Source organism: Pseudomonas sp. 21 (assembly GCF_000955805.1).
Classification (GTDB): domain Bacteria; phylum Pseudomonadota; class Gammaproteobacteria; order Pseudomonadales; family Pseudomonadaceae; genus Pseudomonas.
In genome coordinates this window covers 819,306-834,102 of record NZ_JYOA01000001.1, presented here as the reverse complement: position 1 = coordinate 834,102, position 14,797 = coordinate 819,306, and the positions used below count along the sequence as shown (strand labels likewise).

At 62.5% G+C, this 14,797-nt stretch carries 18 protein-coding genes and 3 tRNA genes; 9 read left to right on the top strand and 12 right to left on the bottom strand.

The features are described from left to right. The first annotated feature begins 56 nt into the window (after positions 1-56). Together UB43_RS03670 and cysS are read left to right on the top strand one after the other, a co-directional pair. Complete coding sequence (locus UB43_RS03670) at positions 57-1,739, top strand: glutamine--tRNA ligase/YqeY domain fusion protein (RefSeq protein WP_045208928.1); 1,683 nt, start codon at positions 57-59, stop codon at positions 1,737-1,739. A 3-nt stretch (positions 1,740-1,742) separates the two neighbouring features. Continuing rightward, positions 1,743-3,131 carry a cysteine--tRNA ligase gene (cysS, locus tag UB43_RS03665; RefSeq protein ID WP_045208482.1) on the top strand — a complete coding sequence of 463 codons (1,389 nt, stop codon included), beginning with the start codon at positions 1,743-1,745 and terminating at the stop codon, positions 3,129-3,131. Between the two features lie 63 nt (positions 3,132-3,194). Here cysS and folD read toward each other — a convergent pair whose 3' ends face one another. Further along, on the bottom strand, positions 3,195-4,049 hold the full coding sequence (folD, locus tag UB43_RS03660; protein ID WP_045208481.1) for a bifunctional methylenetetrahydrofolate dehydrogenase/methenyltetrahydrofolate cyclohydrolase FolD: 855 nt from the start codon (positions 4,047-4,049) through the stop codon (positions 3,195-3,197). Positions 4,050-4,311: 262 nt separating this feature from the next. Here folD and UB43_RS03655 point away from each other — a divergent pair. The 7 genes from UB43_RS03655 (at position 4,312) to UB43_RS03630 (ending at position 8,317) form a co-directional block, all read left to right on the top strand. After that, positions 4,312-4,388 (top strand) — tRNA-Arg (locus tag UB43_RS03655). Between the two features lie 31 nt (positions 4,389-4,419). Beyond that, positions 4,420-4,495, top strand: a tRNA-His gene (locus tag UB43_RS03650). A 52-nt stretch (positions 4,496-4,547) separates the two neighbouring features. Beyond that, a tRNA-Leu gene (locus UB43_RS03645) sits at positions 4,548-4,632 on the top strand. Between the two features lie 162 nt (positions 4,633-4,794). Then, a complete protein-coding gene (locus UB43_RS03640; protein WP_045208479.1) occupies positions 4,795-6,045 on the top strand; it encodes an integrase arm-type DNA-binding domain-containing protein in 1,251 nt (416 codons plus the stop codon). A 201-nt stretch (positions 6,046-6,246) separates the two neighbouring features. Beyond that, complete coding sequence (locus UB43_RS03635) at positions 6,247-6,954, top strand: hypothetical protein (protein ID WP_045208478.1); 708 nt, start codon at positions 6,247-6,249, stop codon at positions 6,952-6,954. After that, positions 6,951-7,616, top strand: a complete 666-nt coding sequence (locus UB43_RS29490; RefSeq protein ID WP_156160331.1) for a hypothetical protein — start codon at positions 6,951-6,953, stop codon at positions 7,614-7,616. The genes UB43_RS03635 and UB43_RS29490 overlap by 4 nt, the downstream gene beginning before the upstream one ends. Before the next feature lie 38 nt (positions 7,617-7,654). Then, positions 7,655-8,317 carry a hypothetical protein gene (locus UB43_RS03630; RefSeq protein ID WP_156160330.1) on the top strand — a complete coding sequence of 221 codons (663 nt, stop codon included), beginning with the start codon at positions 7,655-7,657 and terminating at the stop codon, positions 8,315-8,317. On the opposite strand, the gene UB43_RS03625 is transcribed toward UB43_RS03630, so the two are convergent. The 11 genes from UB43_RS03625 to UB43_RS03570 form a co-directional block, all read right to left on the bottom strand. Continuing rightward, the gene (locus UB43_RS03625) at positions 8,314-8,544 is read right to left on the bottom strand and encodes an AlpA family transcriptional regulator (protein WP_045208476.1); all 231 of its coding nucleotides are present in this window, start codon (positions 8,542-8,544) and stop codon (positions 8,314-8,316) included. The genes UB43_RS03630 and UB43_RS03625 overlap by 4 nt on opposite strands. Positions 8,545-8,839: 295 nt before the next feature. Beyond that, positions 8,840-9,268 carry a hypothetical protein gene (locus tag UB43_RS03615; protein ID WP_045208474.1) on the bottom strand — a complete coding sequence of 143 codons (429 nt, stop codon included), beginning with the start codon at positions 9,266-9,268 and terminating at the stop codon, positions 8,840-8,842. Then, on the bottom strand, positions 9,265-11,106 hold the full coding sequence (locus UB43_RS03610) for a DNA cytosine methyltransferase (RefSeq protein ID WP_045208473.1): 1,842 nt from the start codon (positions 11,104-11,106) through the stop codon (positions 9,265-9,267). The genes UB43_RS03615 and UB43_RS03610 overlap by 4 nt, the downstream gene beginning before the upstream one ends. Beyond that, positions 11,103-11,702 (bottom strand): phosphohydrolase, encoded by a 600-nt coding sequence (locus UB43_RS03605; protein ID WP_177329770.1) that lies wholly within the window; start codon positions 11,700-11,702, stop codon positions 11,103-11,105. Before UB43_RS03605 ends, UB43_RS03610 begins: the two co-directional genes overlap by 4 nt. Next, positions 11,699-11,929 carry a hypothetical protein gene (locus UB43_RS03600; RefSeq protein ID WP_045208472.1) on the bottom strand — a complete coding sequence of 77 codons (231 nt, stop codon included), beginning with the start codon at positions 11,927-11,929 and terminating at the stop codon, positions 11,699-11,701. Before UB43_RS03600 ends, UB43_RS03605 begins: the two co-directional genes overlap by 4 nt. Beyond that, the gene (locus UB43_RS03595) at positions 11,926-12,426 is read right to left on the bottom strand and encodes a hypothetical protein (protein ID WP_045208471.1); all 501 of its coding nucleotides are present in this window, start codon (positions 12,424-12,426) and stop codon (positions 11,926-11,928) included. The genes UB43_RS03600 and UB43_RS03595 overlap by 4 nt, the downstream gene beginning before the upstream one ends. Positions 12,427-12,503: 77 nt before the next feature. Further along, on the bottom strand, positions 12,504-13,316 hold the full coding sequence (locus tag UB43_RS03590; RefSeq protein ID WP_045208470.1) for a DUF2303 family protein: 813 nt from the start codon (positions 13,314-13,316) through the stop codon (positions 12,504-12,506). Positions 13,317-13,355: 39 nt separating this feature from the next. Further along, a complete protein-coding gene (locus UB43_RS03585) occupies positions 13,356-13,697 on the bottom strand; it encodes a hypothetical protein (protein WP_045208469.1) in 342 nt (113 codons plus the stop codon). Positions 13,698-13,910: 213 nt separating this feature from the next. Then, positions 13,911-14,147 (bottom strand): pyocin activator PrtN family protein, encoded by a 237-nt coding sequence (locus UB43_RS03580; RefSeq protein ID WP_045208468.1) that lies wholly within the window; start codon positions 14,145-14,147, stop codon positions 13,911-13,913. Continuing rightward, positions 14,144-14,509 carry a hypothetical protein gene (locus tag UB43_RS03575; protein ID WP_045208467.1) on the bottom strand — a complete coding sequence of 122 codons (366 nt, stop codon included), beginning with the start codon at positions 14,507-14,509 and terminating at the stop codon, positions 14,144-14,146. The genes UB43_RS03580 and UB43_RS03575 overlap by 4 nt, the downstream gene beginning before the upstream one ends. Beyond that, a complete protein-coding gene (locus tag UB43_RS03570) occupies positions 14,506-14,790 on the bottom strand; it encodes a phage antirepressor KilAC domain-containing protein (RefSeq protein ID WP_045208465.1) in 285 nt (94 codons plus the stop codon). The genes UB43_RS03575 and UB43_RS03570 overlap by 4 nt, the downstream gene beginning before the upstream one ends. Positions 14,791-14,797: the final 7 nt, after the last annotated feature.

Here is a 14,797-nt window from a genome sequence, read left to right as displayed (position 1 = left end):
AGCGCTTTGGTTTGGCCGGCCTACCCTGGCTGAACGACGGAATGATCAAGGACACCATGAGCAAGCCTACCGCCGATACGAAAGAAGCCACTGTTGCCGCCAACTTCCTGCGCCCCATCGTCCAGGCCGACCTGGACAGTGGCAAGCACCAGAAGATCGTCACCCGCTTCCCGCCGGAGCCCAACGGCTACCTGCATATCGGTCACGCCAAGTCCATCTGTCTGAACTTTGGCCTGGCCAAGGAGTTCGGCGGTGACTGCCACCTGCGCTTCGACGACACCAACCCGGCGAAGGAAGACCAGGAGTACATCGACGCCATCGAGGCCGATGTGAAGTGGCTGGGCTTCGAGTGGGCCGGCCAGGTGCGCTACGCGTCCAATTATTTCGACCAGTTGCATGACTGGGCGGTGGAACTGATCAAGGCCGGCAAGGCCTTCGTCTGCGACCTGAACGCCGAGGAAATGCGTGCCTACCGCGGCTCGCTGACCGAGCCGGGCAAGAACAGCCCGTTCCGTGATCGCTCCGTGGAAGAGAACCTGGACCTGTTCGCCCGCATGAAGGCTGGCGAGTTCCCGGACGGCGCCCGTTCGCTGCGCGCGAAGATCGACATGGCCTCGCCGAACATCAACCTGCGCGACCCGATCCTCTATCGCATCCGTCATGCGCATCACCACCAGACCGGCGACAAGTGGTGCATCTACCCCAGCTACGACTTCACCCATGGTCAGTCGGACGCCATCGAGGGCATCACCCACTCCATCTGCACCCTGGAGTTCGAGGATCACCGCCCGCTGTACGAGTGGTTCCTGGCCAACCTGCCGGTCCCGGCGCAGCCGCGCCAGTACGAATTCGCGCGCCTGAACCTGAACTACACCATCACCAGCAAGCGCAAGCTCAAGCAGTTGGTGGATGAGAACCACGTGAATGGCTGGGACGACCCGCGCATGTCGACCCTCTCCGGCTACCGCCGCCGCGGCTATACCCCGGCGTCGATCCGTGCCTTCTGCGACATGATCGGCGTGAACCGCGCCGGTGGCCTGGTGGACATCGGCATGCTGGAGTTCGCCATCCGTGACGACCTCGACGCCAACGCCGGCCGCGCCATGTGCGTGCTCAAGCCGCTCAAGGTGGTCATCACCAACTACCCGGAAGGCCAGGTCGAGAACCTCGAACTGCCGCGCCATCCGAAGCAGGACATGGGCGTGCGCGTGCTGCCGTTCAGCCGCGAGATCTACATCGACGCCAGCGACTTCGAGGAAGTCCCGCCGGCCGGCTACAAGCGCCTGATCCCGGGTGGCGAAGTGCGCCTGCGCGGCAGCTACGTGATTCGTGCCGACGAAGCCATCAAGGACGCCGCTGGCAACATCGTCGAACTGCGTTGCAGCTACGACGAGAACACCCTGGGCAAGAACCCCGAGGGCCGCAAGGTCAAGGGCGTGATCCACTGGGTGCCGGCCGCCGAGAGCGTCGAGTGCGAAGTGCGCCTGTACGACCGCCTGTTCCGTTCCGCCAATCCGGAGAAATCCGAAGAGGGCGGCAGCTTCCTCGACAACATCAACCCGGACTCCCTGGTGGTGCTCAAGGGCTGCCGCGCCGAGCCGTCGCTGGCCAGCGCCACTGCCGAGGATCGCTTCCAGTTCGAACGCGAGGGCTACTTCTGCGCGGATGCCAAGGACTCCAAGGCCGACGCCCTGGTCTTCAACCGCACCGTGACCCTGCGCGATTCCTGGGGGCAGTAAGGGATGGCTGACTTGCAGATCTACAGCACGCTGTCCAAGACCAAGGACAGCTTCAAGCCGCTGGTGGGCAACCAGGTGCGCATGTACGTGTGCGGCATGACCGTGTACGACTTCTGCCACATCGGCCATGCCCGCGTGATGGTGGCGTTCGACGTCATTGCCCGTTGGCTGCGCCATCGCGGCTATGACCTGACCTATGTGCGCAACATCACCGACATCGACGACAAGATCATCCGTCGCGCCCAGGAGAACGGTGAATCGTTCGAAGACCTGACCGCTCGCATGATCGCCGCGATGCATGAAGACGAGGCGCGCCTGTCGGTCCTGCGTCCGGACATCGAGCCGCGCGCCACCGGTCACATCGCCGGCATGCACGAGATGATCCAGACCTTGATCGACAAGGGCTACGCCTACGCGCCGGGCAATGGCGACGTCTACTACCGGGTCGGCAAGTTCGCCGGCTATGGCAAGCTGTCGCGCAAGAAGATCGAGGACCTGCGCATCGGTGCGCGGATCGAGGTCGACGAGTCCAAGGAAGACCCGCTGGACTTCGTGCTCTGGAAGGGCGCCAAGCCGGGCGAGCCGAGCTGGGAGTCGCCCTGGGGCGCCGGGCGTCCGGGTTGGCACATCGAGTGCTCGGTGATGTCCACCTGCTGCCTGGGCGAGACCTTCGATATCCATGGCGGTGGCCCGGACCTGGTGTTCCCGCACCACGAGAACGAGATCGCCCAGAGCGAGGCGGCTACCGGCAAGCTCTACGCGGCCAGCTGGATGCACGCCGGTGCGGTGCGCGTGGATGGCGAGAAGATGTCCAAGTCCCTTGGCAACTTCTTCACCATTCGCGAGGTGCTGGAGAAATACCACCCGGAAGTCGTGCGCTTCCTGCTGGTCTCCAGCCACTACCGCAGCCCGATCAACTATTCCGAAGACAACCTGAAGGAAGCCAAGGGCGCGCTGGAGCGTTTCTACACCGCGCTGCGTGGCCTGCCGCAGGTGGCTGCCCAGGGTGGCGAGGAGTTCGTCGAGCGTTTCGGTGCCGCGATGGATGACGATTTCGGCACGCCTGAAGCGGTCGCCGTGCTGTTCGAGATGGTCCGCGAGGTCAATCGCCTGCGCGACAGTGATTCGGCGGCAGCGGCTGCACTGGCGGCGCGCGTGCGTGAACTGGGGGCTCTGCTGGGTGTTCTGCAGCTGGACGCTGACGAATTCCTCCAGGCCGGCGCAGCTGGCAAGGTCGATGCGGCACAGGTCGAAGCGCTGATCCAGGCTCGCCTGGACGCCCGCGCGGCGAAGAACTGGGCCGAATCCGACCGCATCCGCGACGAGCTGACCGCCCTGGGCGTGGTGCTGGAAGACGGCAAGGGCGGCACTACCTGGCGTCTCGCCGAGTAATCGCAACCCGGAAATGAAAAAGGCCGCTGATCAGCGGCCTTTTTCTTGCTCGTCGAAAACCCGTCAGGTGTGCAGGTGCTCGGCGGCGTACAGGGTGTTTTCCAGCAGGCAGGCGCGGGTCATCGGGCCGACGCCGCCCGGGACCGGGGTAATCCAGCTGGCGCGCTCGGCAGCCACGTCATATTCCACGTCGCCCACCAGCTTGCCGTCTTCCTGGCGGTTGATGCCCACGTCGATGACGATGGCGCCTTCCTTGATCCACTCGCCCTTGACCAGGCCCGGCTTGCCGGCGGCGACGACGACCAGGTCGGCGCGGCGTACGTGGTCGGCGAGGTCGCGGGTGAAGCGGTGGGTCACGGTGACGGTGCAGCCGCCCAGCAGCAGTTCCAGAGCCATGGGGCGACCGACGATGTTCGATGCGCCCACGACCACTGCGTCCATGCCGTACAGGTCGACGCCGGTGCTCTGCAGCAGGGTCATGATGCCTTTCGGGGTGCAGGGGCGCAGCAGCGGGATGCGCTGGGCCAGGCGGCCGATGTTGAAGGGGTGGAAGCCGTCCACGTCCTTGTCCGGGCTGATGCGCTCCAGCAGCTGCGAGGCATCGAGGTGGGCGGGGAGGGGAAGCTGCACCAGAATGCCGTCGATGGCCGGGTCGGCGTTCAGGCGGTCGATCAGCGCGAGCAGTTCTTCCTGGGTGGTGCTGGCGGGGAGGTCGTACGCCTGGGAGAGGAAGCCGACCTCTTCACAGTCCTTGCGCTTGTGCGCGACATAGACCTGAGAGGCGGGGTCGCTACCGACCAGGATCACAGCCAGGCCGGGGATGCGCAGTCCTTGCTGGCGGCGTTCATTGACGCGTTGGCCAATCTGCTGGCGGAGGCTGGCGGCGATCGCTTTGCCGTCGATCAGTTTTGCAGTCATGTCGGGGGGATAACCATTAAGGCGGGAGAAAAGAAGGCGCGCATTTTCGCACGCTGCCTCCATAAGGCAAAGGCGGGAGCCCCTGATTTGGCGTAACTCCTTTATCTCTTTGAACTTTTTTTAAAAAAGTTGTTGACGGGGTATGGCCTCATCGATAACATGCGCCCCGCTTGCCGAGCACAGCCTGAAACACGAAAGAGGCGGTGCCAACCGATTCGGTGGTTTCCACTGAGTCTGCTTAGCAAGGGTTGCCGCCACTAAAGCGCCCGTAGCTCAGCTGGATAGAGCATCCGCCTTCTAAGCGGATGGTCGCAGGTTCGAGTCCTGCCGGGTGCGCCATGTGGCGTTCGGTACAAGCAAATGTAATATGGTGGGCGTAGCTCAGTTGGTAGAGCACAGGATTGTGGCTCCTGGTGTCGTGGGTTCGATTCCCATCGTCCACCCCATATTCCGAAGCGCCAGGCCCAGAGCCTGGCGTTTTCGTTTCTGCGGTACCCTGCGGACGTGGTGAAATTGGTAGACACGCCGGATTTAGGTTCCGGTGGCGCAAGCTGTGAGAGTTCGAGTCTCTCCGTCCGCACCATTCCTTCCTTTCGCTGTCATGCGGAATTGTTCGAAAGCCCTGCAACGACGGGCCTTTCAAGCCGAAAGTTCTTTCGGTGCCATTCGCGTTAAATCGCTTCCAGCCTCAAATTTTTAGTACATTAGTTAGTCCATCCCAGTGTGGCCTTACAGGATGTACTAGATGCCCCTCACCGATACCGCAGTCCGCCAAGCCAAGCCGCGCGAGAAGAATTACAGCCTGACCGACGCCGACGGCCTCTCCCTGTTCGTGTCCGTCAAAGGCACCAAGGCGTGGCACTTCCGCTTCAGCTGGGAGGGCAAGCAGCAGCGCGTGTCGCTGGGCACCTATCCCGAGCTGTCGCTCAGGGATGCCCGAGGTCGCCGCGACGAAGCGCGCGCCAAGGTGGCGAACGGAATCGACCCCCGCGGTACCCATCGCCCCGACTCGAAGCAGGCCCAGGTGGAGACGTTCAGGTCTGTTTCCGACAAGTGGCATGACTTCAAAACTGGGCGCTGGGCGGACGACAGTCGACAGGGGAGTGGGGCTCAATCGCGTCGTGTGCTGGACAATGACATCCTGCCATTCGTCGGGGCGATGCCATTCGCTGAGGTGCATCGGCGCGACCTGGTGGCCGTGGTCGCGCGCATCGAGGAGCGTGGCGCCCTGAACATCGCCGAGAAGGCCCGGAGCTGGCTGCGGCAGATCTGCCGCTATGGCATCGCCAAGGGGTGGCGAGAAGACAACCCGGCCTCCGACCTGGATATCCTCGCTGCCGAGGCGCCGCCGGTGCGGCACAACCCTATCCTGTCGCACCAGGGCGAGGACCTGCCCGAGCTGCTGGCCAAGCTGCGTTACTACGGCGGCAGTCCAGTCACCCAGGATGCCGTCTGGCTGATGCTGTACACGGCGGTCCGCACCATCGAGCTGCGCAAGGCCGGGCCGGGAGACTTCAACCTGGACACGGGCATCTGGACCGTGCCGCCCACGCGCGTGAAGCAGCTACGGGGCAAGGTGCGCCGTGATGGTGAGGATGTGCCCGACTACATCGTGCCGCTTTCCACGCAGGCAATGGCGGTCGTGGAGCGCTGCCTGAAGCGCTCGGGGCGTTACCCCTTCCTGTTTCCTGGTCGGAACGATCCGCACGTCATGATGAGCGAGAACACCATCAACCAAGCGATCAAGCGGATGGGGCTGGACGGCAAGCTCACTGGGCACGGCCTGCGCGGCACGATCTCCACGGCGCTGAATGAGATGGGGTTCAAGCAGAAGTGGGTGGATTCGCAGCTCTCGCACGCGGACCCGGACAAGACCAGTGGGTCCTACAACCATGCGGAGTATGTCGAGGAGCGGCGCAAGATGATGCAGGCCTGGGCCGACTACCTCGACGAGCAGGAGAAGAAGGCTGCGCCGCCAGTTCGTCGGGTTCGCTGAAATGAGCTGCAAAGCTCAGCAGGGCTCAATTTCTGCCTATGTTGATCTTGGCCTCTTGAAAAAAATCAGACTGGGGGCCAAGTTTAAGGTCTGTATGGTTTAGAGCCGGCCGTTTGCCTCTATGCGAGGCAAGAGGCGGGCTGATACGATTCGCCCGCGGCCGATGGAGGCTGCAATTTTTTTGGCTGGGATGCGACCAAGATGGCTGCACGCGAATGGCAGGTTGAGGTTCTACGGTTCACCTTTATTGGTTTGGCGGACGAGGCAGTCGAGCGCTTCAAAAGCATGAAAGAGCTCACTGGAATGGAGCCTGAAACCGTAACCAATCGGCCGCAGCTGCGATCCACCACAGAAGAGGTGGATTGGGAGGAAGGCCGGCTGTCGGTCGTCTCTCAGCCAAGCCGAATTGACCTTATCTACAGTGCCCCAATGCAAGAAGCAGTCATGGCGATGCCTGATGGCGGCTCCTTTAAAATGGCGGGAGAAAGGTTGATTCCTTTCCTCAGCGCAATCGCAGACGAAAAGGTCGGGCGCGTAGCATTTGGTGGCGTTGTGCTTCACCTCGTCCCCGATGTCGCTGCGGGCTACGAGGGACTCAGGGAGTTACTCCCCTTCGTTTCCTTTGAAGCTGATATGAAAGAGTTTCAGTTGCAGATTAATAGGCCAAAAGAATTTCAGGGCCTGCCAATCAATGAGATGGGCAAATGGTCTGTGGCTACAATGAAGTTTATGCACCTTGATCATAATCAAGGTGTTGCGTATGACGTTGCAGGGCAAAGTGCGGTTCGCTTTGAGTTTGACTTTAACTCGACTGAGCAGTTCTCTGTGCCGGAGGAAATAAAGGTCCTCGACCTTTTGAGTCATCTCTTGGCTCGAAGTATTGCTGTTTCGCAGGAGGGGGCGGTATGAACTGCGGAGCACGAACTTTTTCTTTAGAAGAACAGCATATTCTTGGGAATTATAGGACCTTTGAAGAGAGTCCTTATGATTCCGAGACGACGCCGCCGTCTAACGTACTGACAAACAGCATGTTGGGTAAGGTGACTGCCCTACTGGTTGAGCAGCACACCCTACCAGTCGCGGCTCCGTGGCCTGCGAATGGGCCAGGGGTTTATGCGGGGCTTCGATATCAGTTGGGCGCTGCGATGGAGGCCTCAGTCGTACTCGCTTTAGCTGATGTTGCCGAATCGTTGTCAAGGGTAAGAAGGAGTTTTCAGTATGAAACTCCTGAAACTTCCATGACATCCACCAGCACCTATAGTGTTGATTTGAAAGCTTCAAGTTGGTATTCAAAGTTCAAGCAGTTGGCTGCAAGTAAGCGTACTCGCGAGGCGCTGGATGAGCTGTTCAATTATGTAGAAGATGCACTCGACTCTTCCGATGTTCATCGGGTGGGTAGCATGCTATCTCGAGTAAAGCCGTCTGATATTTCAGCTGAGATGTTGATTAGTGTGCTCCGGGCCACCGGGAGAGCTAAAACTTCATTGCCGGTCTGGAAGCAACTGCTCGAGGAGGCTAGGGGGAAGGTGGCTAAAGAAGGGCTGCCGCCTCGGGTCTTGCGCGGTCTTTAATAGACTCGTCTATTAAAAGTTAACTTCGTGGGGCGCCAATGGAAGGTGAAGAGGTAACGGTCAGCGTTTCCATCTCTGGAAGCGAGGATCAAAGACACTTAGGTCTTCATGTGGTGGATGGTGAGAATGTCCTCATCTACCACCTGGCGTGGCATTGCTACTTTTTTAAGAACACTGACGCCGAGTATCGGGGCCATATTGCGCCCAAATACATGCTTGTGCCGCTTGAGCATTTCACCCCGCATGAAATGCTTCACATCTATCGGCACTTGATCACAATCCATTCTCGAAATGGCCGCGCTATCCCTTACGGCTTCAAGTACGTGGTGGACTCGGTCCTTACCCGGGAAGGGTTGGTGCCGCCGGAACTACCGCCTGGTTCGGGCCTTACGTGCTCGACCTTCGTGCTTCAGGTTCTGCGCAACAACGAGTTTTTCATTCTCGATACGGAGTCATGGGAGCCCCGAGATGGGGATGCCGCTTGGCAGGCAGGGATTCTCGCCGCGTTGAAGGACCACGCTCCGCAAGCGCACATCGAGGCACTCACGGAATGTGTTGGGGTTGCGGTCCGCTTTCGCCCTGAAGAGGTCGCGGGTTGTGCTCGAGCATACGAAGAGACTTCGATTTTGTTCCCTGAAGGCATTCTTTTGGGGGAGCGGGTAGTGACCGAGATGCGTGATTCTGGAGCTATGGCCTCCTAAATCCTTACTTCTCTACAGTTCTGCTGACGAGATGCCGCCATTTTCTCAGCGCACCAGTCCTGCACTTCTGCTTCGATCCAACGGGTTGCGCGCCTACCGACTTTGACCGCCACCGGGAATCGGCCAGCATTCATTTCGGTATAGATGTAGGTGGTCCCCATGCCGGTCCGGCGTTTCACTTCCGGCAGCGCCAGGAAGACGATAGGGGCGTTGGTTGTCTGATTCATCGAGAGCCTCTCTTCCGCGGCTTCCTGGTGCCGTGGGCGCTGGCGGACCAGCCGAACTGAGTGCAGGTGTTCCCGTTCTCTGCGGCGAGGGCGTCAATGCGCTCGCCAATGGCCGGTACCAGGTCGGCCGCCATGCAGGAAGGGACGTTGAAAGAGTGGGTGGTCTTCTCGCCGTTAGGAGCAAGCATCCAGACGCTTGCCAGCCAGCCGACAGGGCGGCGGGGCAGGGTGCCGCGCGTGAGTGCGCGGTCCTCTGCGCCAGGTGCCCGGCTGGTGGTGTAGGTGATCATGCAGCTCACGGTGCGCCTGCCTTGGATGCGCAGATTGCGTGCTCCACGGCATCCTTCACACTGGTAGCTAGACCATCGCAGCTGTCCGGAAAGTCGATCTTGCAGCCGTCGTCATCAAAGAGATCAACCCAGCCTGCGCCTTGCTCCACGCAGAGCTGGATTAACCAGGCTCCGGGTAGGTCTCGGGCCGCGTTCTGAATCTGACGCTCCAGCTCAGCAGCCTTTTGGGCCTGCCTCAGCTGCACGCGGATATCGGTGTATGTGCTGGCCTGGCTTCGCAGTGCCTCTAGTTCGGCCTCCAGCTTCTCGATCCGCGTGCAATTCAGCAGGTGAAAGTCGACCAGCTGGCTGACGGCGTCGTGCTTACTCTTCCGCTCGAACCGTTTGATCAGGCTGCGGCGGTCACTTCCGCCGACTACTTCAAAGGTGCTCATGCAGCCTCGCTCCTATACAGGTCGATCAGGTCGGCGGCGTTGGCTGCGATCAGGTCCTCTGATTCGTAGGGGCTGACGCTGTTGCCGATGAGCTTGATCTGGTCGGTGTTGTTGACGTTCTTGCGCACCAGCTCACCGGTGGCTTTGTCCTCGAACCATCCCCAGTCGGTGATGTAGTCCGGGTCAAAGCCCTGGGCGATTTTCAGCTCTACGGGCTTGAGCATGCGCAGGGTGAAATCGACGAGGACGTAGTCACCCAGCAGCACCAGGTCGACCAATTGCGGGAAGTGCTCTGGCAGGTGCTTGTGCAGGAAGGCAGCGCACTTCCGGGCCTTCTCCATCAGCTCGGGCGGGAGGATGGCGGCTGGGACCTGGACAACGGTGACCAGAGCCATGCGGTCCTTTGTGGGGACTGTGTGCATTGGCTCGGCCAGGTCCTGCCATTGCCCGCCAGTGCTGTAGAACTTCACCAGGTAGGCGCTGGCCAGGCGCTGGTTGGAGCCCGCCTGCGTAATGGTGCTGAGCGGCGCGTCGGCAGCGCGGCCCGCGCCGTCGTAGAACCCTCCATTGGCCTGCTCGAAATGGCAGGCTGCAACAGCTCTATGGTTCGAGGGCAGAAGCGTGCCTACGGGCTGGGTAACTGCCTGCGGCTTGCCGCTGTAGCTCGGACCGCCAGCGCCAACAACCATTGCGGTGACCAGTGCGTGCTTGCAGCCTCCAGCCACGACGGTGCCCAGCGGCTTGTGGAGTCCAGGCGCTCGCGGTTGCTGGCCTGGGCGCTCCCCGTACCCTGTCTGAATCAGCGTGGCGGCAGAGAGGGCGAAGTGCCCGCCCTTCACCTGGGCGACCTGGGTGCGCAGCGGTTCGGCGGCGCTGAAGGTGCGCTGGTTGCTCGCGTTGGCGAACTCGGTGAGATTGGCTGCGGCAAGGTGGCCTTGGTCCATCGGCACGAAGAAGGGTTTGTCCGCCATGACCGTGTGGCGCCAGAAGCCCTTGGCCACGCGTCGGCAGGTGTTGTCCACGTGGGGGCGCTTCCGGTCGATCATGCTCTTGCCCAGGTCGCTCCAGTCGATGCACTCCGCAGCGGTACGCCACGGTGCCTGTCCAGACTTCGGTTTTTCGTGCCGCTTCGGGGTGGTCCAGACGATGGGGCGACCATCGGTGCGTCCGATCATGAACAGGCGTTTGCGGATGGTCGGTGCGCCGGCATTCGAGGCGCGGCGCTCGCGCCACTCCACGTTGCAACCCAGGCCGCGGACCAGGGCGCTCTGCGGTACCCACATGCCGATGGCCGCCATGATTTCCGGCATATCCGGGTGGTCAGCTGGCAGGCCGCTGGTGAGGCAGGCCACGAACGCCTTGAAGGTGCGGCCTTCCTCGGTCTTGATCGGCTGGCCGTGCTCGTCGAGCGGGCCCCATTTCTGGAACTCTTCGACGTTTTCGAGCAGGAACAGGCGCGGCCTGGTGGCATGTACCCAGCGCACAACTACCCAAGCCAGGGAGCGAACTTGCGGACTGCGTGGGGCTGCGCCCTTGGCCTTGCTGAAATGGCGGCAATCCGGGGAAGCCCACAGGATGGCAACGGGCTGGCCGCGGGTGGCCTCCAGCGGATCGACGTCGAAGACGTCAGTGATGAAGGTCCTGGTGGTGGGGTGGTTCGCCTTGTACACGGCGATGGCCACGGGGTTGTGGTTGATGGCGATGTCCGGGTCGCGGTAGGCCTTGCGGCCTCCGCTGCTCGCGCCGCCGAGCCCGGCGAACAGGTCGACGTACAGCTCGCGCTGGAACGGTAGCGCGCGCTGGGCATCGTTCGGCTTGATTGTGCGGAAGGAGGTCATGCGTCCCCCTTCAAGGGCGTGGTGAAGCCCTTGCAGTCGGGGGAGGCGTGGAGCATCGGAGCTTGCCCGCGCAGGCGCTCGATCAGCAGGCCCTGCAGGCGCTGGTGGAACTGCCAGCGAGCGAGATGGGGTGGCCAGAGGTCGATGCGCGCCTCCAGCGGTTCGATGCCTTCCAGACACTCCCAGGAAGCCGGGTGTGCCGGCATCAGATCCCGTCGCTCGGTGGCCAATGCGACCAGGTCGGCGTGCTTCACACACTCGGGCAGCTCTTCGTCCAGCTCGAAGCGCTGGCAGATGGCAGACCAGATGCGGGCCTCGACATCGCAGAAGGCTGGCATGAATTGCTTGAGCGGCCGGACCATGTCGCCGATGTAGGCCTCGGTGGCGTCATGCAGCAGCGCCACCAGTTCGTGTTCCTTGGGCACCAGGCGGGACACAAGCACGCTGTGCTGCGCGACTGTGTAGTGGTCCCGGGTGTGGCCGTTAAAGCGCGCGATGGTGCCGAGAGCCTGGGCGATGTCGTGCGGACAGATCATGTCCGGGGTTGGTTCGAACAGGTCGAAGCGCTTGCCGGTGAAGGTGAGGATCCAGCTCATGCCTGCGCTCCTTTTGCCTTGTGGTAGGGGACGACCGCAATGCTGGTTGGGAGCCGGTCGAACTGGCTGCGCGGTGCATTCGTGAGGATCAGCGTGTCGGCCTGCGGGACGCGCTGGCCCGGCTGCCAGTCGTCCAGAATGTTCGCCAGGCCGTAGGCGGCGGCAATGGCATCGCGGTTGCGGGTCTTACCGCACATCTGCGGGCCGTGAACAAGGACGCTTCTCATGCTGCGGCTCCTTCCGGCTGAACAGACGGTGCGCCTTCGTTGGCTGCGGCAATGGCTTCCCGGATGCGCCCGGCCATGACCGTGGCGTGGTTGCTGGCGGAGAAGGCGTAATCAGCCTCCGTCGTTGCGCCCAGGTGCTCGAACAACTCATTGGCGCGGCGTAGTTGGCCTGCGGTCTTCATCAGCCCGGCCGCGTCCTCTTCCGTGAAGGGGTTAGCCTGGCGGGAGTAGTGAGCGATCCGCTTATCGCAGTCCTGCATCAGGTTCTCGCGGTCCTTGGTGTGCTCCGCTTCTGCCAGGCGCAGGCGGCTGCGGAGCAGCGCCAGGTCCTCGTGCAGGGCCTCGATGTGCGGCGCGTTCCCGCGCTTGGCGTCGTCGTAACCTTTGTCGTAGCCCTTGGCTTCGGAGCGCAGGGAGATGATCCAGCCGCTGAAGACCTGGATGATGGAGGCGAGAAGCAGGACGATGATCAGTCCGTAGCTGTTGATGGCTTGCATGTGCTGTGTCCTCTGTAGAGCCCGCCGCCGGGAATAGCTGTCAGAGTCCGGCGGCGGGGTGTTGCAGTTGGAAGCTGTTAGGCGCCCAGCTCGAAAGTGCCGATGGTCAGAGTGGTGGCGTCGGCGATGTCAGCCGCGAGCAGGTCCTTGAACTCCTGCGCGATCTCTTCGCAGCCCTGCTCCTCGGCCACCCAGCGCGGCTTCAGCACCGGCTTGTCGTTGCCGGTCAGCACCGACAGGCGCAGGACGAAGTTGCGCAGCGGCAGACCCTCGAACGGCGCGCAGGAGAAGATCAGCGAGCCCGGCAGGGTGTCCTGGCTGTCGGCCTCGATCCTGTCCATGGCGCTGCGGGCGGCGTTGAAGTTGCCTTCGACGTTGTTGCGCTCGGAGGTCGCCTTGATGGTGATGTTGCGCACCGCGGCGATGGCCTGGGCGATGGGCATCGACTCGTCAGACGGGGTGACGGCCTCCAGGAAGTCGCGCCAGTCCTCCATCCACTCGGCCAAGTCCTTCTGCGACAGGGTCTTGCCGGCGATGCGTTGGAGTGCGGCATAGGCGGCTGTCGGCTCAAGGCGCAGCGTGGCGATGTCATCGGCGTGGCCAGCCAGTGCCGAGTCGCCCAGGTTGAAGATCACGCGGCAGGTCATGTTGTCCTTGTCGACGAAGCCGTGAGTGGCTTGGTCCGCGCGGTCCTTCACGTAGGTGACGAAGTCGGCCAGCGAGGAGGTGCTCAGGGCGCCGCGGAAGCGGTCGCGGTTGGCGTGGAGCTTCTCCATGCTCTGGAGCTTGTAGCCTTCCGGTACAACGGCGAAGGCCCCGGTGGTGCCCTCGATGCGGACACTGGCGGCAGCGACGGCGTTGGCCAGTAGCAGTTGCAGAGCTTCTTTCATGTGCTGTGTTCCTTGGTTGAGGTGCGGTTGAGGTCAGAGTTACCGCGGGTGGACGGGGGTTTCGCTCTCCTTGAAGAGCTGGGCGGTGGGGTTGGTCTGGAACAGCTCCAGGCCTTCCGGGGTGACGTACATCGGCGTGTCGAGCGCCGTGTCTTCGCTGCGGCTGCCGCGCTTGGTCGGCACCTTGTAGTCGAGCCGGTGGCTGATGTTCACCTGGTTGGATTCGCCGACCCGGCTCATCTCCAGGGTGATGGTGACCTTGCCTTTCTTGCCAAACTCGACGACGCCGGACCCGACGTCCGAGAGTGCTGCCCCGATTTGGTTGGCGAACACGCCGGCATTCAGTGAGCCGAGGAAGTCGGCCACATCAGTCTTCTTCATGTGCTGTGCCTCAGTGGTTGTTGTTGGTTCCCCATAACCCTCCCGTCGAGAGGGCTATGGGGAAGGCCCGATGGCGGGCCCTCCTGCTCATCACAAGCCGCCTTATGTGAGCGATTCGAGCGCGGTCCGGGTGTGCCGTCCTGCTCCGTTGCTGCGGTTACATGGCTGCCACTCCTCCTGCTGATCCACCCAGGTGCGCTGGGGCGCTTTGCTTCAGGCTGCCTGCGTGGACTGGGCGTCGAGGAACTCGGCCAGGTCCTGCAGGTACACCACCGGCTTTTCCCGGCGGGACGTGGTGAGCGTGCGGGTGGTGAGGGTCACCTCGCGGCTCTTGATCAGTGCGCGCAGGCGCTTCTCGGTCTTGATGTGCGGGAAGTAGGTCGCGCGGACCTGCTCCAGCGTCAGCGTGGCGGTGCCCCACTGCTTGAACAGTTGCTCGATGGTGGTCACGGCGCCTCCCCGCGCCCCGCCGGGAGCCGTGCCCGGATCAGTGCGACCAGCCCTTCGATGGTCTTGCCGGTGTCGCGGGCGGCGACGTTGCCAGCTTCATCGGTGACCACGGCGCCGTAGGGACGGTCCTTGTCCGTGGTCAGCGTGACGTGCGGGAGCCAGCCGCGCGGGGTGATGGCGAACAGCTTGGCGTACAGCACGCCCAGGTCGATGGAAGCCTGCGGGATGGCGGACAGGCGCTCGATGCACTCTGCGGCGGCGTCCTGAAGGGCGTCGGCCGGGTAGGCGGTAGGCGCGGTGAAGTGCATGCCGACCAGGCGGAGCGCACCCACTGCGTCGGTGATGGGGTTCGATGCGCTCATGCCACGTGATCCTTGTGCGGAGTAACGGTGATCGAGATGCCGAGGCGCTTGGCCAGCCAGTCGATACCGGCCTCGGTGACCATCACCACGCTGTAATGGCGGTAGCGGCCGGTCTGCTTGTTCCAGGTCGCGCGTGGATCCATGAACAGATGGCCTTTGCCGATGTGCTGGGCGGCGAGCGTGCCGTCCTGATTCAGCACCTTGTCAGCCCGCAGGCGGTCGCGCAGTGCTCGCTCACCTTGGCCGAGGACGGCTGCTGCCTCACGAATGGTCCGATTCATGGCTCGG

Excerpts from the sequence above, each read along its gene's own strand:
- UB43_RS03640 (WP_045208479.1), top strand. The coding sequence starts at position 4,795 with ATGCCCCTCACCGATACCGCAGTCCGCCAAGCCAAGCCGCGCGAGAAG.
- UB43_RS03615 (WP_045208474.1), bottom strand. The coding sequence starts at position 9,268 with ATGAGCACCTTTGAAGTAGTCGGCGGAAGTGACCGCCGCAGCCTGATC.
- UB43_RS03600 (WP_045208472.1), bottom strand. The coding sequence starts at position 11,929 with ATGAGAAGCGTCCTTGTTCACGGCCCGCAGATGTGCGGTAAGACCCGC.
- UB43_RS03575 (WP_045208467.1), bottom strand. The coding sequence starts at position 14,509 with ATGAGCGCATCGAACCCCATCACCGACGCAGTGGGTGCGCTCCGCCTG.
- UB43_RS03630 (WP_156160330.1), top strand. The coding sequence starts at position 7,655 with ATGGAAGGTGAAGAGGTAACGGTCAGCGTTTCCATCTCTGGAAGCGAG.
- UB43_RS03595 (WP_045208471.1), bottom strand. The coding sequence starts at position 12,426 with ATGCAAGCCATCAACAGCTACGGACTGATCATCGTCCTGCTTCTCGCC.
- UB43_RS03625 (WP_045208476.1), bottom strand. The coding sequence starts at position 8,544 with ATGAATCAGACAACCAACGCCCCTATCGTCTTCCTGGCGCTGCCGGAA.
- UB43_RS03610 (WP_045208473.1), bottom strand. The coding sequence starts at position 11,106 with ATGACCTCCTTCCGCACAATCAAGCCGAACGATGCCCAGCGCGCGCTA.
- UB43_RS03570 (WP_045208465.1), bottom strand. The coding sequence starts at position 14,790 with ATGAATCGGACCATTCGTGAGGCAGCAGCCGTCCTCGGCCAAGGTGAG.
- folD (WP_045208481.1), bottom strand. The coding sequence starts at position 4,049 with ATGACTGCAAAACTGATCGACGGCAAAGCGATCGCCGCCAGCCTCCGC.
- UB43_RS03590 (WP_045208470.1), bottom strand. The coding sequence starts at position 13,316 with ATGAAAGAAGCTCTGCAACTGCTACTGGCCAACGCCGTCGCTGCCGCC.
- UB43_RS03670 (WP_045208928.1), top strand. The coding sequence starts at position 57 with ATGAGCAAGCCTACCGCCGATACGAAAGAAGCCACTGTTGCCGCCAAC.
- UB43_RS03635 (WP_045208478.1), top strand. The coding sequence starts at position 6,247 with ATGGCTGCACGCGAATGGCAGGTTGAGGTTCTACGGTTCACCTTTATT.
- cysS (WP_045208482.1), top strand. The coding sequence starts at position 1,743 with ATGGCTGACTTGCAGATCTACAGCACGCTGTCCAAGACCAAGGACAGC.
- UB43_RS29490 (WP_156160331.1), top strand. The coding sequence starts at position 6,951 with ATGAACTGCGGAGCACGAACTTTTTCTTTAGAAGAACAGCATATTCTT.
- UB43_RS03605 (WP_177329770.1), bottom strand. The coding sequence starts at position 11,702 with ATGAGCTGGATCCTCACCTTCACCGGCAAGCGCTTCGACCTGTTCGAA.
- UB43_RS03585 (WP_045208469.1), bottom strand. The coding sequence starts at position 13,697 with ATGAAGAAGACTGATGTGGCCGACTTCCTCGGCTCACTGAATGCCGGC.